Origin of the sequence: Pseudomonas sp. MYb118, assembly GCF_040947875.1 — a bacterium.
GTDB lineage: Bacteria > Pseudomonadota > Gammaproteobacteria > Pseudomonadales > Pseudomonadaceae > Aquipseudomonas.
In genome coordinates this window covers 1,283,130-1,306,151 of record NZ_JBFRXN010000002.1, presented here as the reverse complement: position 1 = coordinate 1,306,151, position 23,022 = coordinate 1,283,130, and the positions used below count along the sequence as shown (strand labels likewise).

General features: G+C 61.2%; 21 protein-coding genes. 10 read left to right on the top strand and 11 right to left on the bottom strand.

From position 1 onward, the window contains the following. The 4 genes from ABVN20_RS11825 to ABVN20_RS11810 all read right to left on the bottom strand — a co-directional run bounded on the left by ABVN20_RS11825 (position 1) and on the right by ABVN20_RS11810 (position 4,655). Complete coding sequence (locus ABVN20_RS11825; RefSeq protein WP_368555800.1) at positions 1 to 396, bottom strand: DUF1090 domain-containing protein; 396 nt, start codon at positions 394 to 396, stop codon at positions 1 to 3. A 94-nt stretch (positions 397 to 490) separates the two neighbouring features. Further along, positions 491 to 2,167 (bottom strand): NAD-dependent DNA ligase LigB, encoded by a 1,677-nt coding sequence (gene ligB, locus ABVN20_RS11820; protein WP_368555798.1) that lies wholly within the window; start codon positions 2,165 to 2,167, stop codon positions 491 to 493. Positions 2,168 to 2,450: 283 nt separating this feature from the next. After that, a complete protein-coding gene (metK, locus tag ABVN20_RS11815) occupies positions 2,451 to 3,641 on the bottom strand; it encodes a methionine adenosyltransferase (protein ID WP_368555797.1) in 1,191 nt (396 codons plus the stop codon). 18 nt (positions 3,642 to 3,659) lie between these two features. Beyond that, the gene (locus ABVN20_RS11810; RefSeq protein ID WP_368555796.1) at positions 3,660 to 4,655 is read right to left on the bottom strand and encodes an ArsR/SmtB family transcription factor; all 996 of its coding nucleotides are present in this window, start codon (positions 4,653 to 4,655) and stop codon (positions 3,660 to 3,662) included. A gap of 260 nt (positions 4,656 to 4,915) precedes the next feature. On the opposite strand from ABVN20_RS11810, the gene tkt reads away from it, so the two are divergent. The 6 genes from tkt (at position 4,916) to fba (ending at position 11,247) form a co-directional block, all read left to right on the top strand. Further along, on the top strand, positions 4,916 to 6,913 hold the full coding sequence (tkt, locus tag ABVN20_RS11805) for a transketolase (RefSeq protein WP_368555794.1): 1,998 nt from the start codon (positions 4,916 to 4,918) through the stop codon (positions 6,911 to 6,913). Positions 6,914 to 7,064: 151 nt separating this feature from the next. Continuing rightward, complete coding sequence (gene epd / locus ABVN20_RS11800) at positions 7,065 to 8,132, top strand: erythrose-4-phosphate dehydrogenase (protein ID WP_368555793.1); 1,068 nt, start codon at positions 7,065 to 7,067, stop codon at positions 8,130 to 8,132. Positions 8,133 to 8,144: 12 nt separating this feature from the next. Next, positions 8,145 to 9,308 carry a phosphoglycerate kinase gene (locus ABVN20_RS11795; RefSeq protein ID WP_368555792.1) on the top strand — a complete coding sequence of 388 codons (1,164 nt, stop codon included), beginning with the start codon at positions 8,145 to 8,147 and terminating at the stop codon, positions 9,306 to 9,308. A 34-nt stretch (positions 9,309 to 9,342) separates the two neighbouring features. Continuing rightward, positions 9,343 to 9,564 (top strand): hypothetical protein, encoded by a 222-nt coding sequence (locus tag ABVN20_RS11790; RefSeq protein ID WP_368555791.1) that lies wholly within the window; start codon positions 9,343 to 9,345, stop codon positions 9,562 to 9,564. A gap of 56 nt (positions 9,565 to 9,620) precedes the next feature. Next, positions 9,621 to 9,953 (top strand): MliC family protein, encoded by a 333-nt coding sequence (locus tag ABVN20_RS11785; RefSeq protein WP_368555790.1) that lies wholly within the window; start codon positions 9,621 to 9,623, stop codon positions 9,951 to 9,953. Between the two features lie 229 nt (positions 9,954 to 10,182). Then, positions 10,183 to 11,247 carry a class II fructose-bisphosphate aldolase gene (gene fba / locus ABVN20_RS11780; RefSeq protein WP_007913760.1) on the top strand — a complete coding sequence of 355 codons (1,065 nt, stop codon included), beginning with the start codon at positions 10,183 to 10,185 and terminating at the stop codon, positions 11,245 to 11,247. A 63-nt stretch (positions 11,248 to 11,310) separates the two neighbouring features. On the opposite strand, the gene ABVN20_RS11775 is transcribed toward fba, so the two are convergent. The 3 genes from ABVN20_RS11775 to ABVN20_RS11765 form a co-directional block, all read right to left on the bottom strand. After that, complete coding sequence (locus tag ABVN20_RS11775; protein WP_368555788.1) at positions 11,311 to 11,511, bottom strand: hypothetical protein; 201 nt, start codon at positions 11,509 to 11,511, stop codon at positions 11,311 to 11,313. A 34-nt stretch (positions 11,512 to 11,545) separates the two neighbouring features. Further along, the gene (locus ABVN20_RS11770) at positions 11,546 to 11,989 is read right to left on the bottom strand and encodes a hypothetical protein (protein WP_368555786.1); all 444 of its coding nucleotides are present in this window, start codon (positions 11,987 to 11,989) and stop codon (positions 11,546 to 11,548) included. A gap of 216 nt (positions 11,990 to 12,205) precedes the next feature. Then, a complete protein-coding gene (locus ABVN20_RS11765; RefSeq protein WP_368555785.1) occupies positions 12,206 to 12,874 on the bottom strand; it encodes a polysaccharide lyase family 7 protein in 669 nt (222 codons plus the stop codon). Positions 12,875 to 13,194: 320 nt separating this feature from the next. Between ABVN20_RS11765 and ABVN20_RS11760 the strand changes: the two genes are divergently transcribed. From ABVN20_RS11760 to ABVN20_RS11750, 3 genes are read left to right on the top strand one after another with little or no spacing between them, the layout of a single operon-like run. After that, positions 13,195 to 15,318 (top strand): putative bifunctional diguanylate cyclase/phosphodiesterase, encoded by a 2,124-nt coding sequence (locus tag ABVN20_RS11760; RefSeq protein WP_368555784.1) that lies wholly within the window; start codon positions 13,195 to 13,197, stop codon positions 15,316 to 15,318. Positions 15,319 to 15,363: 45 nt separating this feature from the next. Beyond that, positions 15,364 to 15,855, top strand: a complete 492-nt coding sequence (locus tag ABVN20_RS11755; protein ID WP_368555783.1) for a M48 family metallopeptidase — start codon at positions 15,364 to 15,366, stop codon at positions 15,853 to 15,855. Positions 15,856 to 15,870: 15 nt separating this feature from the next. Then, complete coding sequence (locus tag ABVN20_RS11750) at positions 15,871 to 16,167, top strand: helix-turn-helix domain-containing protein (RefSeq protein ID WP_368555782.1); 297 nt, start codon at positions 15,871 to 15,873, stop codon at positions 16,165 to 16,167. An 86-nt stretch (positions 16,168 to 16,253) separates the two neighbouring features. Here the strand turns inward: ABVN20_RS11750 and ABVN20_RS11745 are convergent, their stop codons facing one another. Continuing rightward, a complete protein-coding gene (locus ABVN20_RS11745) occupies positions 16,254 to 16,706 on the bottom strand; it encodes a GNAT family N-acetyltransferase (protein ID WP_368555781.1) in 453 nt (150 codons plus the stop codon). Positions 16,707 to 16,961: 255 nt separating this feature from the next. Between ABVN20_RS11745 and ABVN20_RS11740 the strand changes: the two genes are divergently transcribed. Then, the gene (locus ABVN20_RS11740; RefSeq protein ID WP_368555779.1) at positions 16,962 to 17,699 is read left to right on the top strand and encodes a substrate-binding periplasmic protein; all 738 of its coding nucleotides are present in this window, start codon (positions 16,962 to 16,964) and stop codon (positions 17,697 to 17,699) included. A 126-nt stretch (positions 17,700 to 17,825) separates the two neighbouring features. On the opposite strand, the gene yccS is transcribed toward ABVN20_RS11740, so the two are convergent. From yccS to dbpA, 3 genes are all read right to left on the bottom strand, one after another. Next, positions 17,826 to 20,012, bottom strand: coding sequence for a YccS family putative transporter (yccS, locus tag ABVN20_RS11735; RefSeq protein WP_368555778.1), 2,187 nt, complete (start codon positions 20,010 to 20,012; stop codon positions 17,826 to 17,828). A gap of 287 nt (positions 20,013 to 20,299) precedes the next feature. Next, the gene (locus ABVN20_RS11730) at positions 20,300 to 21,478 is read right to left on the bottom strand and encodes an NAD(P)/FAD-dependent oxidoreductase (protein ID WP_368557699.1); all 1,179 of its coding nucleotides are present in this window, start codon (positions 21,476 to 21,478) and stop codon (positions 20,300 to 20,302) included. A 139-nt stretch (positions 21,479 to 21,617) separates the two neighbouring features. Further along, the gene (dbpA, locus tag ABVN20_RS11725) at positions 21,618 to 23,003 is read right to left on the bottom strand and encodes an ATP-dependent RNA helicase DbpA (protein ID WP_368555777.1); all 1,386 of its coding nucleotides are present in this window, start codon (positions 23,001 to 23,003) and stop codon (positions 21,618 to 21,620) included. Positions 23,004 to 23,022: the final 19 nt, after the last annotated feature.

The following is a 23,022-nucleotide window of genomic DNA, read 5'->3' as shown; positions in this document are numbered from 1 at the left end:
TCACTTGTCCAGTTCATCCAGTGCGTCCTGCAGTTCCTTGCGGGACTCGGCCAGTTTGTCCTTGCGCTTGTTGATCTTTTCGGGATCGCCCTTTTTCATGGCTTTGTCGAGGTCGGCCTGACGCTTGCTGACTTCGTGCCTGGCATTGAGGACCTTGTTTTCCCGTTCCTTCTTCAGTGAGGCATCGGTGCAGTGGTCGGTGACTTCGCTCAGGGCCTTTTCGAGGCCAGCCTGCTGGTCGGCGTTGCCCTGGGATTTGGCCTGTTCGATCTGGGTCAGAATGTCCTGCTTCTTGGCGGCGCATCCGGTCAGTTCCGGCGCCTGCTCGGCTGCCATCAGCGGAGCGGCCATCACGCCGCACAGGGTCAGCAGGGCGAGTGGTGAAAGAAATTTCATAAAAGCTCCATGTGCAATTGCAATCGGGTCGAGCGGCGGTGGGCGTTTGAGCCCGCCGTCCCCTTTGGGTTCCCGGTCGGGCGAGCTATCGCGGTCACTGGAAACCGTCGATCCCTGCCGCACGCAATGTCTCGCTCAAGGCCAGTACCTGCGGGTCGCGGAAAAAAGCGCTCAATTGCGCTGCGCGTCCCGGGCCAATGCCGGCTTCGGCCTGCCATTGTGCGATGTTTCGTTGGGCCAGCACCTGCCATGAATCAGCAAGTCGTGCCTGGCCGGTGGGCGGTAAACCCAGGGCTTTGAGCCAGCGAATAAAAGGACGTTGGCGGGCACTGTTGAAACTGTTCAAAAGGCGAGCCGCGTGCCGCTCGCCGAAGCCGTCAATGTTAGCAAGCTCTTGGGCGTCGAGGGTCAACCAATCCAGCAGGCCGTTGAGGTGACCCGTTTCGAAAAGTTTCTCCCAGGTGCCAGGCCCCACATGCGGCAGGGCCAAGCCCTGTTTGCCGCTGAGCCAGGCCAGCCGCGCCAGAAACTGACTTTCGCACCCCGGCGTCGGTTGCCAGCAGCTCAAGGGATGGAAGTCGCTGGCCAGCGGCACGTTCAACTCGGCGCGTGCGCTGGCACGCAGCACCACGCCATCGAGTCTCGGGATGGTCAGCCCGGCCAGGCTGATGGACACCTGGTCGGCAGGGCGGATATCCAGCGCCTGCCAGCGACCCAGGGAGCTGACGCTGACCCGCTTGATCTGTCGGTCATCCAGCGTCACCGGCTTGAGCTCCAGCACCGGCGTGATCCGCCCGGTACGCCCGACCTTGAACACGACTTTGCGGACTTCGGCCAATGCCTGGGCAAACGGGTATTTCCAGGCCGCGGCCCAGTAGGGTGTCGTTGTCTGCCAGCGTTCGGCCGGTGGGCGCTGGCCCTGGCGCAGAACCACGCCGTCACTGGCAAAGGGCAGGGGCGAGCGATACCAGTGATCGCGCCAGTGGCTGGCCTCCGCCAGTGACCGGACCGGCCGGCTGTAAGGTGCGGTGCCGGGAAAGCCCAGTTCATCCAGTGCCTGGTTGCGCGCGGGCAGGTCGGCCGGGCCCTGTGGCCAGTCCCACACGAACAGGCCGATAGCGGCGGCCTGTTCTGGCGCAACCGTGTGGCGAGCCATCACGCCGGCGACTTTGCTGCGGGCGCCGAGGCTGCCGGCGCTGGCTTGCACGTGGCCGTTCAGGCGCCAATAGAGTTCGCCTTGCACGAGTACATCCACGGGCCGTGTCAGATGTTTCGCAATGGCCGGGATCTGCCGTGCCGTGTATGTCCAGTCCTGGCCGCTGACGCCGTCGCCGCGACTGATCGCCTGATGCAGCACGCCGCTGCGGTAGATCAGCGTCACCGCCACACCGTCCACCTTGGGTTGTATCCAGATGTCCTGGCGGTTGCGCAGCCAGTGCTCGATGGCGGGCTGATCGTGCAGTTTCTCCAGGCCGGTATGGGCGATCGGATGGGCGACCTTGCCCGCAGCGGAACGCAACGGCGAGGGGGCGGGACCTGCTGCAAAGCAAATGCGCCAGTCGGTCAGGCGCTGGCGGTATTGATCGTAGAGTTCGTCGGCAACGCTTGAATGACCGTCACGGTGGTAACTGGCGTCCCAGGTGTCGATCTGCGTTTGCAGGCTGGTGATTTCTTCAAGCGCTCGGGCGGGTGGCCAGTCGGGGCAGTCGGCGGCATGCACGGAGAAATAGAGCAGGGGCAGAGTGAAGGCGCAGAGCAGTCGTAGCAGCATTTTTGAGCATCCTTGCTCAATGGGGATGCTTGAAGGCTAGTCGTGGGATTGGGGTGACGAGGGCCGGGTGTTTTGCCTGGTGTGTCTGTTGGGTGCTTTTCCTGTGGGAGCGGGCTTGCTCGCGAATGCGGTGTGACTGTCGCCATTTATGTGCCTGACACACCGCATTCGCGAGCAAGCCCGCTCCCACAGGTGATCCGTGTTTTCAGGTTTGGTGGCTTTCAGGCAATAAAAAGCCCCGCACGGCGAACCGTGCGGGGCTTTGGGGACCGCCGGGGAGGTCTTACAGACCGGCCGCCGCGCGCAGTTGTTCGGCGCGGTCGGTTTTTTCCCAGGTGAAGGTGGAGAAGCTGTCTTCGCCCACGGTCTTGGTTTGCGGAGTGCGACCGAAGTGGCCGTATGCCGCGGTTTCCTGGTACATCGGGTGCAGCAGGTCGAGCATGGTGGTGATCGCGTATGGACGCAGGTCGAACACTTCGCGAACCAGCTTGATGATTTTGTCATCGCTGATTTTGCCGGTGCCGAAGGTGTTCAGCGAGATCGAAGTCGGCTGGGCCACACCGATCGCGTAGGACACCTGGATCTCGCAGCGCTCGGCCAGGCCGGCAGCAACGATGTTCTTGGCCACGTAACGACCGGCGTAGGCGGCCGAACGGTCAACCTTCGATGGGTCCTTGCCGGAGAACGCGCCGCCGCCGTGACGGGCCATGCCGCCGTAGCTGTCGACGATGATCTTGCGACCGGTCAGGCCGCAGTCGCCCACCGGGCCACCGATGATGAACTGGCCGGTCGGGTTGATGTGGAACTGGGTGTCCTTGGTCAACAGTTCGGCAGGCAGTACGTGCTTGACGATCAGCTCCATCACGCCTTCGCGCAGATCTTTGTACGACACTTCAGGGTTGTGCTGGGTCGACAGCACCACGGCGTCGATGGCAACGACCTTGCCGCCTTCGTAACGGCAGGTCACTTGCGACTTGGCGTCCGGGCGCAGCCAAGGCAGCAGGCCGGATTTACGGGCTTCGGCCTGGCGCTGTACCAGCTGGTGCGAGAAGGTGATCGGTGCTGGCATCAGCACGTCGGTTTCGTTGCTGGCATAGCCGAACATCAGGCCCTGGTCGCCGGCGCCCTGATCTTCAGGCTTGGCACGGTCGACACCCTGGTTGATGTCTGGGGACTGCTTGCCGATGATGTTCATCACGCCGCAGGTGGCGCCGTCGAAACCGACGTCGGAGCTGGTGTAGCCGATATCGCAAATCACGTCACGAACGATCTGCTCCAGGTCGACCCAGGCGCTGGTAGTCACTTCACCGGCAACGATGGCCACGCCAGTCTTGACCAGGGTTTCAACGGCCACGCGCGCGTGTTTGTCCTGGGCAATGATGGCGTCCAGCACTGCATCGGAAATCTGGTCGGCGATTTTGTCCGGGTGCCCTTCGGACACGGACTCGGAGGTGAAGAGGGAGTATTCGCTCATCTCGATTTTTTCCTGAATTTACCGATGGTGAGTGTCGCCAGCCGGCCGCTGAAAGTGGCGGACCTGGATCTGGAAACCATTACGTAAGCCTACATAGAGGCTTTCCCCGGGAACGAGTCCCGCAGCGGTGGCCCAACGGGCCAGATCGTCCTGTTCAAACCCCAACCACAGATCACCGCAGGCCTCCCTGGCCCAACTCTGGTTGTGGCTGCATAACTCTGTCACGAGCAGGCTACCGCCCGGTTGCAGCAGGCTGGCCATGTGCTTGAGCGCATCGGCCGGTGCGGCAAAGTGGTGCAGCACCATATTCAGTACCACGCAATCGGCCTGCAAGCTGACACCTGTCAATGCATCGGCCAGTTGCAGGTTGACGTTAGCCAGCTGTTCACGTTCGCAGACCTGGCGTGCCAGCTCGAGCATGGCCTGGCTGTTGTCCAGTGCCGTGACGCGATGGAAGCGGCGCGCCAGTTCCGGCAGGAAAGCGCCGTCACCGGGGCCGACTTCGATGGCCGAGGCGTCAGCGCCAAAGCCCAGCTTGTCGAGCAGGGCCACCACGCTGTCGCGGTACTGCGGCAGGCCGGCAATCAAGTCCTGCTGGGCGCGAAACTTTTCCGCGACCCGTGAGAAAAAATCTTGGCTGGCCGCCGCTCGTTGCCCGTGGACCTGACCGATCCGCGACTGCACATCGGCAGGCAGGGTCAGGTTGTCCACTTCTTCGAGCAGCGCAGCGTGCAGCTTGCCGCCCAGACGTTCGGTGTGGGGCAGGGCACGGCGATAGAAAATCGCGTTGCCTTCGCGGCGTGTCGCCACCAGGTCGGCCTGGGCCAGCACCTTGAGGTGATGACTCATGCCCGACTGGCCGATACCGAAGATCTGCGCCAGTTCCAGCACGCCGAACGAATCGTTGGCCAGCGCGCGCAGTACATTCAATCGCAGCGGATCGCCGCCGGCCTTGCACAGGGCCGCCAGTTCGTCGCAATCGTCATGTTGAATGGAAGGCACGCGCAAGTTCATAGGGCCAGCAGTCTAGTGACGGCAGGAAATCATCGCAAGGGCAATATCAAAAAGTTTTGATATTGCTCGATAGATGGCACTTCTCAAGGTCGCTGTCACTCTACAAAGGGTCAGCGGAAAGGTTTCACCAGGCGAATGAGAATCTATCCACCGGAAAAACGCGTTCAGATGACTATCTGTCATTGCCCCCAGGCGGGTCGGTGAGGGAAAATGCTCGCCTTTTTTCCGTTTCGTTTTATTCAAACCCTAGGAGATCAGCGATGCCCAGCCGTCGTGAGCGTGCCAACGCCATTCGTGCCCTCAGCATGGATGCCGTGCAAAAAGCCAACAGCGGCCATCCCGGTGCCCCGATGGGTATGGCGGATATCGCCGAAGTACTGTGGCGTGACTACCTGAAGCACAACCCGAGCAATCCATCGTTCGCCGACCGTGACCGCTTCGTGCTGTCCAACGGCCATGGCTCGATGCTGATCTACTCGCTGCTGCACCTGAGTGGCTACGACCTGTCGATTGATGACCTGAAAAACTTCCGCCAACTGCACAGCCGTACCCCGGGTCACCCGGAATTCGGCTACACCCCGGGCGTCGAGACCACTACCGGTCCGTTGGGCCAGGGCCTGGCCAACGCCGTGGGTTTCGCCCTGGCGGAAAAAGTCATGGCGGCGCAGTTCAACCGTCCTGGCCACAACATCGTTGACCACCACACCTACGTATTCCTGGGTGATGGCTGCATGATGGAAGGTATTTCCCACGAAGTTGCCTCGCTGGCCGGTACTCTGGGCCTGGGCAAACTGATTGCCTTCTACGACGACAACGGCATTTCCATCGACGGTGAAGTCGAAGGCTGGTTCACCGACGACACGCCAAAGCGTTTCGAGTCGTACAACTGGCAGGTGATCCGCAATGTCGACGGTCACGATCCTGAAGAGATCAAGACCGCCATCGAGACTGCCCGCAAAAGCGCGCAGCCAACCCTGATCTGCTGCAAGACCACCATCGGTTTCGGTTCGCCGAACAAGCAAGGCAAGGAAGACTGCCACGGCGCCCCGCTGGGTGACGCGGAAATCGCCCTGACCCGTGAAGCGCTGAAGTGGAACCACGGCCCGTTCGAAATCCCGGCCGACATCTATGCCGAGTGGGATGCCAAGGAAGCCGGTCGCGCTGTCGAAGCCGAGTGGGATCAGCGTTTCGCCGCTTACTCCGCCGCCTTCCCGACCGAAGCCAACGAGCTGGTGCGTCGCCTGAGCGGCGAACTGCCGGCGGACTTCAGCGACAAGGCCGACGCCTACATCGCCGAAGTGGCTGCCAAGGGTGAAACCATCGCCAGCCGCAAGGCCAGCCAGAACACCCTGAACGCCTTCGGCCCTCTGCTGCCTGAGTTCCTCGGCGGTTCGGCCGACCTCGCCGGTTCCAACCTGACCCTGTGGAAAGGCTGCAAGGGTGTCAGCGCCGAAGACGCCAGCGGCAACTACATGTACTACGGCGTGCGCGAATTCGGCATGACCGCGATCATGAACGGCGTTGCCCTGCACGGTGGCCTGGTGCCTTACGGCGCGACCTTCCTGATGTTCATGGAATACGCCCGTAACGCAGTGCGCATGTCGGCCCTGATGAAACAGCGCGTGATCCATGTCTACACCCACGACTCCATCGGTCTGGGCGAAGACGGCCCGACGCACCAGCCGATCGAGCAACTGACCAGCCTGCGCAGCACGCCGAACCTGGATACCTGGCGTCCAGCCGACGCCGTTGAATCGGCCGTGAGCTGGAAACACGCGCTGGAGCGCAAGGACGGCCCTTCGGCGCTGATCTTCTCGCGTCAGAACCTGCAGCACCAAACCCGTGATGCCGGCCAGATCGCCGACATCGCCCGTGGTGGTTATGTGCTCAAGGACTGCGCAGGCGAGCCTGAGCTGATCCTGATCGCTACCGGTTCGGAAGTCGGCCTGGCGGTTCAGGCGTTCGACAAGCTGACCGAGCAGGGCCGCAAGGTGCGTGTGGTGTCCATGCCGTGCACCAGCGTGTTCGATGCCCAGGACGCCGGCTACAAGCAGTCCGTCCTGCCGTTGCAGGTTAGCGCGCGTATCGCCATCGAAGCTGCCCACGCGGACTTCTGGTACAAGTACGTCGGCCTGGAAGGTCGCGTCATCGGCATGACCACCTACGGCGAGTCGGCGCCTGCTTCGGCGTTGTTCGAAGAGTTCGGCTTCACCCTGGAAAACATCCTGGGTCAGGCTGAAGAGCTGCTGGAAGACTGATCCAGGCGTTGTGTTGCCTGGGCTGACGCCATCGCGGGCAAGCCCGCTCCTACAGGGGATTACACAGGACCTGTAGGAGCGGGCTTGCCCGCGATAGCGATTGTTCAGGCGACACAGCACTGACGGATTCACCACGGTAATCGAGAACCCCATGCCTCAACCGCGTCCCTACAAAGTTGCACTCAACGGCTACGGCCGCATTGGTCGTTGCGTCTTGCGTGCGTTGTTCGAGCGAGGCGAGAAGGCCGGGTTCGAGATTGTCGCGATCAACGATCTGGCCGACATGGCCAGCATCGAATACCTGACACGCTTCGACTCCACCCACGGGCGTTTTCCCGGCGAGGTGAAGGTCGATGGCGATTGTCTGCATATCAATGGCGATTGCGTGAAGGTCCTGCGCAGTGCCACGCCTGAAGGCATCGACTGGGCGTCGCTGGACGTCGATCTGGTGCTGGAATGCTCCGGTGCCTATCACACCCGTGAAGACGGCCAGCGGTTCCTCGACGCCGGTGCGCCGCGCGTTTTGTTCTCCCAGCCGATGGCCAGCGAAGCGGATGTCGACGCTACCATCGTCTACGGCGTCAACCAGGATTGCCTGACCGGTGACGAATTGCTGGTGTCCAACGCCTCCTGCACGACCAACTGCGGCGTGCCGCTGTTGCGCCTGCTGGACCAGGCCATCGGTCTGGAATATGTGTCGATCACCACCATTCACTCGGCGATGAACGACCAGCCGGTGATCGACGCCTATCACCACGAAGACCTGCGCCGCACCCGTTCGGCGTTCCAGTCGGTGATCCCGGTGTCCACTGGTCTGGCGCGCGGTATCGAGCGCCTGTTGCCGGAACTTGCCGGACGAATTCAGGCCAAAGCCGTACGCGTGCCGACGGTGAATGTGTCGTGCCTGGATATCACCATGCAAACCGTCAGCGACACCGACGCCAGCGAGGTCAACCGGATACTGCGCGAAGCCGCCACCAGCGGTCCGCTCAAGGGCCTGTTGGCCTATACCGAGTTGCCTCACGCCAGTTGTGATTTCAACCATGACCCCCATTCGGCGATTGTCGATGCCAGTCAGACCCGCGTTTCCGGCCCACGGCTGGTGAACATCCTGGCCTGGTTCGACAACGAATGGGGGTTTGCCAACCGTATGCTGGATGTTGCAGAGCATTATCTGCAGACAGCCGGCGCTCCAAAACACCGCTCTGCAAACCAGTAGGAAATGCGACCCATGACCGTGTTGAAGATGACCGACCTCGATCTGCAAGGTAAGCGCGTACTGATCCGCGAAGACCTCAACGTCCCAGTCAAGGACGGTGTAGTCACCAGCGATGCGCGAATCCTGGCTTCGCTGCCGACCATCAAGCTGGCCCTGGAAAAAGGTGCGGCCGTGATGGTCTGCTCGCACCTTGGCCGTCCGACCGAAGGCGAGTTCTCTACCGAGAACAGCCTCAAGCCGGTTGCTGACTACCTGAGCCGCGCCCTGGGCCGTGAAGTGCCGCTGGTCGCCGACTACCTGGGCGGCGTTGACGTCAAGGCCGGCGACATCGTGCTGTTCGAAAACGTGCGCTTCAACAAGGGCGAGAAAAAGAACGCCGACGAACTGGCCCAGCAATACGCCGCCCTGTGCGACGTATTCGTGATGGACGCCTTCGGCACCGCCCACCGCGCCGAGGGTTCGACCCATGGCGTGGCCAAGTTCGCCAAGGTCGCAGCGGCTGGCCCGCTGCTGGCCGCTGAACTGGACGCGCTGGGCAAGGCCCTGGGCGCTCCGGCCAAGCCAATGGCTGCCATTGTGGCGGGCTCCAAGGTGTCGACCAAACTCGACGTGCTCAACAGCCTGAGCCAGATCTGCGACCAGCTGATCGTCGGCGGCGGCATTGCCAACACCTTCCTGGCCGCTGCCGGTCACCCGGTCGGCAAGTCCCTGTACGAGCCGGACCTGCTGGACACCGCTCGCGCCATCGCCGCCAAGGTCAGCGTGCCTTTGCCGGTGGACGTGGTGGTGGCCAAGGAATTCGCTGAAAGCGCCGCAGCCACCGTAAAGCTGATCGCCGACGTGGCGGCCGACGACATGATCCTGGACATCGGCCCGCAGACCGCGGCGAAATTCGCCGAGCTGCTGAAGTCGTCCAAGACCATCCTGTGGAACGGCCCGGTCGGCGTGTTCGAATTCGATCAGTTCGGCAACGGCACCAAGGTGCTGGCCCAGGCCATCGCGGACAGCGCGGCGTTCTCCATCGCCGGCGGCGGCGACACCCTGGCGGCCATCGACAAATATGGCGTTGCCCAGCAGATCTCCTACATTTCCACCGGTGGCGGTGCGTTCCTCGAGTTCGTCGAAGGCAAGGTGTTGCCGGCCGTTGAAGTCCTGGAAAGCCGTGCCAAGGCCTGAGGTCGTTGAATTGACCAGGCAAGGGAGTGTTCACATGGTCAAGTTGCTTGCGCTGTTGATCGTTGCAGGTTCACTGGCCGCTTGCGGGAGTAACCCGAAGGCTGCGCCGGAACCTGCACCGCAAGCGCCGGAAAAGGGCTGCTACCAGGCTGACTGGCAGGCGGAAACCAACCCGGTGCTCAACAAGCGTTCCGGGCCGGATGGCCTGGATAAATACGAAACGCAGACGCCCGCCAAGGAACATGGTTGTCCTTGACGGGTCTGACTCCTTACTCAGGGCCGGCGGCGTACGCCGTTGGCCGAGGAACACGGATGAAAGGTTTGATCGCCATTACGGCGCTGGCACTGTTGGCAGGTTGCTCGAATTTTGATCTGTTCAAGAGCGCAGAACCTGCGGACAACTGGACCACCTGGACCTGCGACAGCCAGGCCAAAGTGCTCTGGCGCTACACCGACGACAGCCGCAAGGTCGTCGATGTGCGCCTGGGCGGGGCCGATCAGGTCTATCGCCTGAAGGAGGAGCCAGGTGCCTCGGGCGTGCTGTACAGCAACGATATGCTGGCGTTTCACATGAAAGGTGAGGAAGGCCTGGTTTACTGGGTCGCCACCAATGATTTGATTGGCCGTGGTTGCAAGGCGCAATAACCGAAATAACGCTGTTCCCCTGTGGGAGCGGGCTTGCTCGCGAAGGCGGTGTGTCATTCGGCAGAGGTGTTGCCTGACCTGACGCATTCGCGAGCAAGCCCGCTCCCACAGGGGGCCGCGAAGAATTCGAGCGGACGGGCCCAACCCCCGATCTGCAAAAACTTGAATAGCCGCCGCCGCTCCGGCAGGCTGGCACGATTAACGACCCAAACCGGGAGAGAGACACACAATGGCACTTATCAGCATGCGCCAGATGCTGGACCACGCAGCCGAGTTCGGCTACGGCGTTCCAGCCTTCAACGTCAACAACCTTGAGCAGATGCGCGCCATCATGGAAGCCGCTGACAAGACTGACTCTCCGGTGATCGTCCAGGCTTCGGCCGGTGCTCGCAAATACGCTGGCGCGCCGTTCCTGCGTCACCTGATCCTGGCGGCCATCGAGGAATTCCCGCACATTCCGGTGTGCATGCACCAGGACCACGGCACCAGCCCTGACGTCTGCCAGCGCTCCATCCAACTGGGCTTCAGCTCGGTGATGATGGACGGTTCCCTGGGCGAAGACGGCAAGACCCCGACCGACTACGACTACAACGTCCGTGTGACCCAGCAGACCGTGGCCATGGCCCACGCCTGCGGCGTTTCGGTAGAAGGCGAGCTGGGCTGCCTGGGTTCCCTGGAAACCGGCATGGCCGGTGAAGAAGACGGCATCGGCGCCGAAGGCGTGCTGGATCACAGCCAGATGCTGACCGACCCGGAAGAAGCCGCCGACTTCGTCAAGCGCACCCAGGTCGATGCCCTGGCCATCGCCATCGGCACCAGCCACGGCGCCTACAAGTTCACCAAGCCGCCTACCGGTGACGTGCTGGCGATCGACCGCATCAAGGAAATCCACAAGCGCATCCCGAACACCCACCTGGTGATGCACGGTTCGTCTTCGGTTCCGCAAGAGTGGCTGGCGATCATCAACCAGTACGGCGGCGACATCAAAGAGACCTACGGCGTACCGGTCGAAGAAATCGTCGAAGGCATCAAGTACGGCGTGCGCAAGGTCAACATCGACACCGACCTGCGCCTGGCGTCCACCGGTGCCATGCGTCGCCTGATGGCCACCAACCCGAGCGAGTTCGACCCGCGTAAATTCTTCGGCGCCACCGTCACCGCCATGCGCGACGTGTGCATCGCCCGTTACGAAGCCTTCGGCACCGCCGGCAACGCCTCCAAGATCAAGCCGATCTCCCTGGAAGCGATGTACCAGCGTTACCTCAAGGGTGAGTTGAACGCCAAGGTCAACTAAGCCTTCAGCGTTCGCTCATGAAAAACCCGCCTGTTGGCGGGTTTTTTTGTAGCAGATGGGGCGTCATGTCAACTTCCTGGCTCTGGGGGTGACGGTATCAATGTCGTTCAGTGAGACTGCTTCATATCCAGATGCTTCGGTCTCAATGATCCAGGCTTTCATTGCCCGGTCTTTGCTGTAGAGAGCCCCCTCAATTGTTTCGCCAGAATGAGTACGAATGGTAAGAGTGTCGCCGACTTCAAAATGCTCTTCTGTTGTGTTCATTGGGACAATCCCTTTATCGGTATATGGCGCCTGTTCAGACTGTAACTGCGTAGGTGCTGAGGAAGGACACTGCGATTGTCCTGCCTGACGCGTTCGTCTGCTGGTAGCTCAATCTGTAGTTGCCGTTGACCAGGCCCATGTTCTGCAAGGTCTGGTAGTTGTTTACATAAAATCCCTGATTTTGGTTAACGCAGGTCTTCAACAAGGGCTCTGTCAATTCTTCTACGAGAAACTTGAATGAAGCCAATGTGGCAAGGTTTCTCAACTCCAGGCGTATGACATCTCCGATCCTTGTACCGGGAGTCAAATAGATGCTGGCGCTGAAAAAGTCCATGCCGTTCATGAACCCTACAGACTTCATGGTGGGTGCGATGGCCACCGAGGCGCTTGCAGGGGGAGCTGCCGCAATCATGGCGAGAGTGATGGGAGGGGTGGAGGGAGCTGCGGGGTTGTTGGTTGGGGTCAGTGTAATTGTCATTTTTTAGGCCCTGTAATAACAGCAGTGTGATTCAGTGCTTGGCTCCAGGGATTTTTGGCGAATGAAGTTCGACTGCCAACTGTCAGATATACCAGTTCAATCAACTCATTCGAGCTTAAAAGGAGCGTTGTTATTCTCGTGTTGTAAGAACGTAGGCAAGAGTGGAACCCGCGCAGACGCAGGTTCATTTCGAAAGTACTGGCGCACCAGAAACGACTATTTGTCGTGATCAATATCCAGCTTGCTGAACGTCACCTTGCCGCCTTCGCTGGTGTAGCCGGTGTTGTCCTGCACGTACACCCCGGCCTTGAAATACAAGGGTTTGACCCGCCACGTCGCGCTGATCTTGGTGTCCCACTGGTAGCCCGCCGCACTGATGCCCAGTGCGCCGCCGGGGCTCAGGTGGATGAGGTAGGAAAACTCCTGGTTCAGTTTCACGCCCGTGGCGATGGTGATGACCCGGCCTTCGCCGTCGTCGGGGTGCATGCGTACCTTGGCGACGATGTTGCCGGCCTTGGTGGCGTCCTTGTATTGGTACTCGACCTTGACCATGGGCTTCTGGCTTTCATAGGCGTGAATCTGGCCGATGACGATCTTGCCCGAGCTGGGCACCTGGTTCACTGCCAGGGTGGCGCGCAGAGAGTTGTCGGCGTCGGGGTAGTACCAGTTTTTCAGGGTGCCGTTGCTGTAGGTTTCCCGCAGTTCGGTGCGCGGGTACTTGGCGTTTTCGGTGCGGGTGCCGGTCACGGGCGACCAGAAGAACAAGGTACCGGTGTCGGAATGAAAATATTGATTCTTGTAGCCCTTCACCAGTTTGTTGGTTTCAACAGTGTACGGCGGGCTGCCGACGGGAACGCTGAGGTTCCAGGATGCAAGGTCGATCATAGGTGAATGTCCACAACGTTTTTCCGGCACGGGTGTGCCAGAAGCTCTAGCACGGGCCTTGGAGGGCGCTCTTTATAAGCGTAGAAGGACGCTTTGTTAACGTCGGACTGACAGATGGATGGCGTCAAAATCCTGTTAAAACGCCATCTTTCCCGTGTTTAGGGGGCTGTAGAGGTGACCGTTAGTCGGCAAAATAACGCTGTGGTTAAATGATGGCGTACTGACAGCTTCAGCTTTTGCCGAACCCGGTCTAGAGTGAAAGCACTGTAGTGTCCGGTTTTCACGAGAATCCGGCCTGACGTCCCGACAAGAGAAGCAGCATGGAATGCGCGCAAACTTCGCCAGTTGAAGGCAACTCAACCCTTTTGATCGTCGATGATTACCCTGAAAACCTGATCAGTATGCGCGCGTTGTTGCAGCGCCAGGACTGGCAAGTGATGACGGCTGCGTCCGGTTTCGAGGCGCTCAGCCTGCTCCTCGAACACGATATCGACCTGGTGCTGCTGGATGTGCAGATGCCGGGCATGGACGGTTTCGAGGTCGCCCGCCTGATGCGCGGCAGCCAGCGAACCCGTCTCACACCGATCATTTTCCTCACCGCCAACGAACAGTCCCAGGATGCCGTGATCAAGGGCTATGCCAGCGGGGCGGTGGATTACCTGTTCAAGCCGTTCGACCCGCAGATCCTCAAGCCCAAGGTCCAGGCGTTGCTCGAGCACCAGCGCAATCGCCGGGCGTTGCAGCGCCTGAGCCATGACCTGGAAGTGGCGCGGGCCTTCAACGCCTCGGTGCTGGACAACGCCGCCGAAGGCATTCTGGTGGTCGATGAGAGCGGGGTGATCCGCTTCGCCAACCCGGCCATGTCGCGCCTGCTCAATGCCACGCAGCAGGACCTGCAGGACAAGGAATTTCTGGATTACCTGCAAAAACCGCATATCCCGCTGTGGGCCGATTCGGAGTTGTTCTGCGGTTACAAGCGCGGCGAGACCTTCCGCCTGCATGATGCTTTGCTGCGTACCGCCACCGGGCAGCAGTTGCCCGTGGCGCTATCGTGCGCGCCGCTGCCTGCCGAACAGCACGCGATGGTGGTGACGGTGCTGGACATGTCGGTGGTGCGCCATCTGCATCAGCAACTGGAGTTCCAGGCGGTCACCGACCCGTTGACCGGCCTGCTCAATCGCCGGGGTTTCTATCAGACGGTAGAAAACCTGCTGCTGCGCGGTGAGCGTTCCGATTGCGCGTGGGTGCTGATGTACCTCGATCTGGACGGTTTCAAGCGGGTCAACGACTCCCTTGGGCATGACGCCGGTGACCGGGTGCTGCGTTGGGTCTCGGAACAACTGAAAGCCTGTTTGCGCCCTTTCGACATTCTGGCGCGCATGGGCGGTGATGAATTCACGGCGCTGCTGGAACTGGAGTTTCCCGAGCAGGCGGCGAAAATCGCGGAAAAACTCATCGAGCGGGTGTCGATCTGTCAGCAGATTGATGGCCTCGATATCTCGCTGGGTGCCAGTATCGGCATCGCGACCTATCCGGACTGCGGTGCCAACCTCGACGGGTTGATGCGCGCGGCGGATATCGCCATGTACGAGGCCAAACGCGCCGGGCGCCAGCAGTATCGCTTCTATGACCACGACATGAACGGCCGGGCACGCTCGCGGCTGATGCTGGAAGAGAGCGTGCGCAACGCCATTGAAAACCGTGACTTCAACCTGGTGTATCAGCCGCAGGTGGCCATCGAGGACGGGAAGATCCGCGGGTTCGAAGCGTTGCTGCGCTGGCAGCACCCGAGTGTCGGCGACGTACCGCCCGGGCTGTTTTTACCCTTGCTGGAAGAGGCGCGGCTGATCAGCCGCCTGAGCACCTGGATCTATCAGCGCAGCGCCGGCCAGCGCAAAGCCTGGGAAACCCTGTTTGCCGAGGACCTGGTGCTGGGTGTCAGCCTGAGCAGCACGCAGTTCGGCATGCCCAACCTGGTCACCGAGTTGCGCCAGGTGCTGGAGCGGCATGAGTTGCAGCCGCACCATCTTGAGGTCGAGGTCACGGAAGAGGCCTTGATCCAGAACCCCGAGGAAACCCGCAAGCAGTTGCGTCTGCTGCGTAATCTGGGGGTGCGGGTGGCGCTGGATGACTTCGGTTCCGGACCGTGCTCGCTGTCTCATCTGCGCGACCTTGAGCTGGACACGCTCAAGCTCGATCGCCATGTGATCGCGCGGTTGCCGGGCTCGTCGAGGGACGCGGCATTGGTGCGCAATGTGATCGACCTGTGCAAGCAGTATGCAATCCTGGTGATCGCCGAAGGTGTGGAAACCGTCGAGCAATATGAGTGGTTGCGCGCCAATGGCTGTGAGTACGTGCAAGGCTTCCTGGTGGCGCATCCGATGGTCGCCGAAGACGTCTCGGGCTTCGCGCAACCGTTCGACTGGAGCGCGCTGACGGGCTGAATTCGCTACACTGGCGACCTTTGTGTAATGGATGTCTGCGTTGCAATGACCGCCTTGAAGTACCTACAGGCCTACCCCGCCGCGTTGCAGGATCAGGTGCGCCAACTGATCGCCGACGACCGTCTGGGCGAGTACCTGAGCCGGCGCTATCCGCAGCAGCACGCGGTGCAGAGCGACAAGGCGCTGTACACCTACGCCCTGGACCTGAAGCAGGAATACCTGCGCAACGCGCCCGCCATCGACAAGGTGTTGTTCGACAACCGCCTGGACCTGACGCACCGCGCCCTGGGCCTGCACACCACGATTTCCCGAGTGCAGGGCGGCAAGCTCAAGGCGAAGAAGGAAATCCGCGTGGCCTCGCTGTTCAAGGAAGCGCCAGCCGAATTCCTCAAGATGATCGTGGTGCACGAATTGGCGCACTTCAAGGAATCGGATCACAACAAGGCGTTCTACAAGCTGTGCGAGCACATGTTGCCGGGGTATCACCAGGTGGAATTCGACCTGCGGGTGTACCTGACGTGGCGGGAAATGCAGTAGCCAAGGAGTGTGTGGATGGACGTGAGCAAGACCAAGAGCAGCTTCTACCGTCGCCTGTACGTGGCGTACCTGATTGATAGCGGGCTGGCCAGCAGTGTACCGGCCCTGACCGATGTGACCGGCATGCCCCGGCGCACGGCCCAGGACACCATCGCGGCGTTGGCGGACCTGGACATCGTCTGCGAATTCGAACAGGAGGAGGGCGCACGCAATCACGCCGGGCGCTATCGGATTCGCGAGTGGGGGGCGATTGATCGCGGGTGGATCGAGCGCAATTTGCGGCAGATCAGGGCGGTGTTGGAATATCCTTGATTTTTGTAGTGTCTGAGCTGGCGCTATCGCGAGCAGGCTCGCTCCCACAGTAGGGCGCGTTGCCTTTTGTGGGAGCGAGATGTTTCTCAGGGCCGCCGCATGCCGATGTGTGGAATCCCATCCTCAAGGTACTCCTCTCCGGCCACCTCAAACCCGTAGCGCCCGTAATACCCCTGCAAATGCGCCTGCGCCGACAGGTAGATCGGCATATCCGGCCAGTGCTTTTGCGCCTGTTTCAACGCCTGGGCGATCAGCTCATGGCCCAGCCCCTGGCCGCGATAATCAGGCGCCGTGATCACCCGGCCGATCACCACATCGCCGCCCTGCATTTGCGGGTCGAGCAGGCGCAGGTAAGCCGCCAGCCGATCGCCATCCCAGGCCATCAGGTGGCAGGTATCGCCTTCCAGGTCCTGTCCATCGACGTCCTGGTACACGCATTTCTGTTCGACCACGAACACCTCCACGCGCAGTTGCAGAATCGCGTACAGCTGTTCCTTGCCCAGATCGCTGTGGTGTTTGCAAACCCAATCGAATGTCATCTTCACGTTCCCCTGAATCAGTGGTTCGGATACTAAGCGTCCGGAAGGGGGATGTCTGCATGGCAGAGAAATCTGTGACAAAGGCCAAAATGCCATCATTCATTTCTCTCAGCCGTGTCTTCTTTGTGTAATCTCTGGTGAAGCGCTGCGCAGTGGTTTCGATGAGCTAAGGTTAGTACCTGGGTCATGCCGGTAGAGGGGCCTTGGAGTTTTCGCTGAAAACACGTGGGCGCCTGCCCGCTAAGGATATCGAGCATGCCGCGATTGCATCGAGCATTGGCCTTGATCGGTTTGCTGTTGCTGACTCAAGGCGCGGCTGCGCAAAAGCTGCGACTGGTCGCCGACGCCTGGCCACCCTTTACCGACGCCACGCTGGTCAATGGCGGGCTGGCTACCGACATCGTTGCCACAGCGCTGGCTCGCGCAGGTTACGCCAGTGAATTCGAGCAGGTGCCCTGGGCGCGGGCGTTGATGGGCGTGGGCGAAGGGCGTTACGACGTGCTGGTGAATGCCTGGTACACCGAAGAACGCACCAAGCTGGGCAAGTTTTCCGCTGAGTACCTGCTCAACCGCGTGCGCTTCCTCAAGCGCAAGGACGCCCCCATCGAGTTCAATAACCTGCAACAACTGCACATGTACCCGATTGCCATCGTGCGCGGTTACGCCTATTCGCCCGAGTTCGACGAAGATGCTTCGTTACAGAAAATCCCGGTTCACAGTTTTGCCATGGCCGTGCGCATGGTGGCGGCTGACCGGGTCAAGCTGACACTGGAAGATGAATACGTGGCGCGTTATTACCTGGCGCGTGAGTCCGCCAAGGTGCGCAATTCGGTGGAGTTCCTGCCCAAGGCGCTGAGCGAGAACAGCCTGCATATATTGGTGAGCCTGAAGAACCCGGAGCATGAGCAGATCGTTGCCGGGTTTGATCGGGAGATTGCCGGGATGAAGGCCGATGGCAGTTATGCGCGGTTGTTGAAGCAGCATGGGATGTGAGGGTGTTTGCACTGGCCCTATCGCGAGCAGGCTCGCTCCCACAGTGGGTGTCAGTGCCCACCGATTTTGTGTACAACACAGAACCCTGTGGGAGCGAGCCTGCTCGCGATGACGGCCGATCAGCCGCTACACATCCTCGCTCGTATCCTTGATCAAATGCGCCGCCAACGTCCGCAGCGGCCCCAGTTGCCGGCAGATCAACGCCAATTGCGTCTGCACCAGCCGCTGACCTTCGTCGATCTCGTCCGGCATCTGCTCCAGTTCGTTGGCCAGCGCTTCTTCGTCATCGCTCTGGATCGCGATCGGCATTTTGCTCACCAGGCCCTGGGCGATTTCATCAATGCTGCTGGCCAGCTTCGCCCCGGCGCCCTCGATCAGATGTTCGCGCACGTCCGTCGGCAGCTGGGTTTCGCGGTGCGCGCCCAACCCTGACAGGTAGCTGAGCAAGGTGTGCGACAGCACCAGGAAACGAAAGCCCACATCCGCCTCTTTCCGGAAATGCCCCGGCTCCATCAGCATGTTGGCCAGCGTCGTCGACAGCGCCGCGTCGGCGTTGTGGGCGTTGCGTCGGGCCAGGCGATACGCCAGGTCGTCGCTTTTGCCGGCGGCGTATTGCTGCATGATCTGGCGCAGGTAAATGCTGTTGCAGGTCAGGGTATTGGCCAGCACCTTGTTCAAGCGTCGGCCCTGCCAGTCCGGCAGGAACAGGAACACCGCCAGCCCGGCGATCAGGCTGCCGAGCAGGGTATCGAACAGGCGTGGCAGGAACAGCCCGTAGCCATCGCCCACCTGGTTGAAGCAGAACAGCACCATCAGCGTGATCGCGGCGGTCGCCAGGGTGTAATGGGTGGTTCGGCTGATAAAGAACACCACCCCGGCGACGATGGCGATGCACGACTGCACCAGCGGATTGGGAAACAGATCGAACAGCGCCCAGGCGACGGTCAGGCCGATGGCGGTGCCGATGATTCGCTGCCCGAGCTTGCGCCGCGTCGCGCCGTAGTTCGGCTGGCAAACGAAGAGCGTGGTGAGGATGATCCAGTAGCCCTGCGAGGGGTGAATCAAGTGCACCATGCCGTAGCCAATGCTCAAGGCCAGCGGCAAGCGCAGGGCGTGACGGAACAGCAGCGAAGTCGGCGTCAGTTGCGTGCGCAAACGGACCCACACGTCCTTGAGGTTGCGTGGCGAGCGGTCGAGCAGGCTGCTGTCGCTGGCGTCGGCGAGGGCGTCGGGGTTGCTTGCATCACTGAGCAGGCGGTCCATGGTGCCGAGGTTGACGGACAGCGCGCGCAGGGATCGCAACAGCCCGCGCCAGGCCGGATTGCTCTGGATGCGCAGGTGTTCGATGGACGCGTGCAGGTCGCCCAGGGCCTCGGCGAAACTGGCGTCATAGATGAATGGTTGCCGCATCTGGATCGACTCGGCCAGGACGCGACAGGCTTTGCCTTGCTGGCGCAGCAGGCGCTGACAGCGGAACAGCACGTCGCTGTGGAAAAACGCCTCGGCCAGGGCGTTGTACGGGTAGTGCGAGGAGCTGGCCCGTTCGTGGATGTCCTGGGCGAGGAAGTAGAGCTTCAGGTAACGGCTGACTTTCGACCCCGGTCGACCGTTGCCGACCCGGTGCAGGATGATTTCCTTGGCGGCGTTCAGGGCGGCGACCACCCGGCCGTTCTGTTGGGCCAGTTCCAGTCGGCGTGCTTCCACGTCCAACTGGCGGATCGGTTCGAGCAGCGATGATTTGAGCTTGAGGTAAAACCCCAGTTCGCGGAACAGCCGCGCCAGGCTCTGTTGCACCGGCTGGTTGGAAAACAGCGCCTGCCACAGCACCGAGAGCATGCCGTACCACGCCGCACCCGCCACCAACAGCATCGGCTCGTGCCAGAAGTCGGTGACCGCGCCGCCGCGCTGGTCCACGCCGATCATGGTGTACACCGACAGGATCAGCGTGCCTGAAGCGATCGCACCATAACGTTCGCCCAGTGCGCCAAGCATGGTCAGGCCGAAACCGGCCAGGGCCAGGGCGATGACAAAAATGATCGGGTAGGGGAACAGCAATTCCACCGACAGGGCGGCGATGCTGAAACACACCAGGGTCACCGCCAGTGAATTGAGGCGGCCCTGCCAGCTGTCGTCGGTCTCGGCCAGGGCGCAGGCGATGATGCCGAGGAACAGCGGGATCAGCAGGTTCATTTCATCCTGATACCAGCACAGCGCCATGCTGCCGGTCAGGGCAATGAATACCCGTACGCTGTAGCTGAATTTATCCAGCGCCCAGATACGACGCAGAGACTGACGAAGAGGGGTCGATGACATGAAGTGCGAAGGCCTTCCGAGGCAATGACGCTAAATTGAGCCACTAATGACGCCGACGCAATGGCGCCGATCACATGTGACAGCAAAATCTGTTCCTTATCTTTGCACAATGATCGTTCCCACGCGGAACGTGGGAACGATCGGAGATTTCCGCAATGGCAGAGAACCCTGTAGGAGCTGGCTTGCCAGCGATGAGGCCGGCACATTCAACGTCTTTGTTGGCTGTCAGGCCGCTATCGCTGGCAAGCCAGCTCCCACGGGATTGCATTCACATTGGGAAATTCGAGTCAGACGTACTGCGCAGCCGCGTAGCCCGAGGCCCAGGCCCACTGGAAGTTGAAACCGCCCAGGTGTCCGGTCACGTCCAGCACTTCGCCGATGAAGTACAGGCCCGGGCTTTTCAGCGATTCCATGGTCTTGGACGACACTTCGTTGGTGTTCACGCCGCCCAGGGTGACTTCGGCGGTGCGGTAGCCTTCGGTGCCGGCGGGCACGACTTTCCAGCTCGCCAGTTTGTCGGCGATGTCAGCCAGTTCCGCGTGGGTGTACTGCTTCATCGGCTTGGACACGAACCAGTTGTCCGCCAGCAGGTTGGCCATCTTCTTGGTGAAGATTTCACCGAGCAGGGTTTTCAGTTCGCTGTTCGGGCGTTCCGCTTGCTGCTGTTGCAGCCAGGTCGGCGTATCCAGGTCGGGCAGCAGGTTGATCTCGACCGTATCGCCGGGTTCCCAGAACGAGGAAATCTGCAAGATCGCCGGGCCGCTGAGGCCACGGTGAGTGAACAGGATGTTTTCGCGGAAACTCTGCTCGTTGCAGCTCACCAGGCAATCCACTGAAGTACCCGACAGCTCGGTGCACAGGGCCTTGAGCTGGTCGGTGATGGTGAACGGCACCAGGCCCGCGCGGGTCGGCAGCAGGTCGTGGCCGAACTGCTTGGCCACCTGATAACCGAAACCTGTGGCGCCCAGGGTCGGAATCGACAGGCCGCCGGTGGCGATCACCAGCGATTGGCAGCGGACCTGGCCGAGCGTGGTGTCCAGCAGGTAACCGTTTTCCAGTTTCTCGATGTTCTGGATCGAGGTGTCCAGGTGCAGGCTGACGCCGGCCTGATCGCACTCGTCGAGCAGCATCTCAAGAATGTCGCTGGACTTGTTATCACAGAACAGCTGGCCGAGTTTCTTCTCGTGGTAGGGCACGCTGTGCTTGGCCACCATGGCGATGAAATCCCACTGGGTGTAACGCGCCAGGGCGGATTTGCAGAAGTGCGAGTTCTGCGAGAGGAAATTGCTCGGCTCGGTGTACATGTTGGTGAAATTGCAGCGGCCACCGCCCGACATCAGGATTTTCTTGCCGGCCTTGTTCGCATGGTCGAGCAGCAGCACCTGACGCCCGCGCCCGGCGGCGGTCAGTGCGCACATCAACCCTGCGGCGCCAGCGCCAATGATCACGACTTCGGTAGAGCGCAAAACGGTGTCCTCTTCATTCACCAAACACGAAACCTGTAGGAGCGAGCTTGCTCGCGATGAGGGTGTGTCAGCAGCATTAAACTGCCTGACACATCGCTATCGCGAGCAAGCTCGCTCCTACAGTGGGGACGGTGCGTCCTTAAAGGATCCGCACCCGGAACGAGCGGCCCTTGATCTTGCCGTCATTCAGGCGCTGCAAGGCCTGTTTGGCGACGCCGCGTTCCACGGCCACGTAGGCCTGGAAGTCGAAGATCGCGATCTTGCCGACCTGCGCGCCGGGAATGCCGGCGTCACCGGTCAACGCGCCGAGGATGTCGCCCGGGCGTACCTTGTCCTTGCGCCCGGCGGCGATGCACAGGGTGCTCATCTGCGGCAGCAGCGGGCCGCCGCCCTGGGACTTGAGGTTGTCCACCTGATCCCAGGTCAATGGCGACTTCTGCAACTCTTCGATGGCCTGGGCGCGCTGTGCTTCGGACGGCGCCACCAGGCTGATCGCCAGGCCTTTCTCACCGGCACGACCGGTACGGCCGACGCGGTGGATGTGGATTTCCGAGTCCCGCGCCAGCTCGACGTTGATCACCATGTCCAGCGAGTCGATGTCCAGGCCACGGGCGGCCACGTCGGTGGCCACCAGCACCGAAGTGCTGCGGTTGGCGAACATCGCCAGGACCTGGTCGCGGTCACGCTGTTCCAGATCGCCGTGCAGGCCGACGGCGCTGATGCCCTTGGCGGTCAGGTGATCGACGGTTTCCTGGACCTGCTGCTTGGTGAAGCAGAAGGCCACGCAGGACGCCGGGCGGAAATGCCCGAGTACCTTGGTTACCGCGCTCATGCGATCTTCCGGGGAGATTTCGTAGAAGCGTTGTTCGATCTGCGAGTCGTCGTGCAGCGCTTCGGCCTTGACCTGCTGCGGGTTGCGCATGAACTTGGCGGCCAGTTGCTTGATGCCCACCGGGTAGGTGGCGGAGAACAGCAGCGTCTGGCGACGCTCTGGGGACTGCATGATGATTTCTTCGATGGAGTCGTAGAAACCCATGTCGAGCATGCGGTCGGCTTCATCGAGGATCAGCGTGTTGAGGCCGTGCAGCACCAGCGAACCCTTGCGCAGGTGTTGCTGGATGCGCCCCGGGGTGCCGACGATGATGTGCGCGCCGTGCTCCAGCGAAGCGATCTGCGGGCCCAGGGACACGCCGCCGCACAGGGTCAGGACCTTGATGTTGTCTTCGGCACGGGCCAGGCGACGGATTTCCTTGGCGACCTGGTCGGCCAGCTCGCGGGTCGGGCACAGGATCAGTGCCTGGCACCCGAAGTAACGCGGGTTGATCGGGTTCAGCAGACCGATGCCGAACGCGGCTGTCTTGCCGCTGCCGGTCTTGGCCTGGGCGATCAGGTCCATCCCCTTGAGGATCACCGGCAAGCTTTGCGCCTGGATCGGCGTCATCTGGGCATAACCGAGGGATTCGAGGTTAGCCAGCATGGCGGCGGACAGCGGCAAAGTATTAAATTCGGTGGCGATGGTGGTCACGGGACTGGCCTGCAAAACA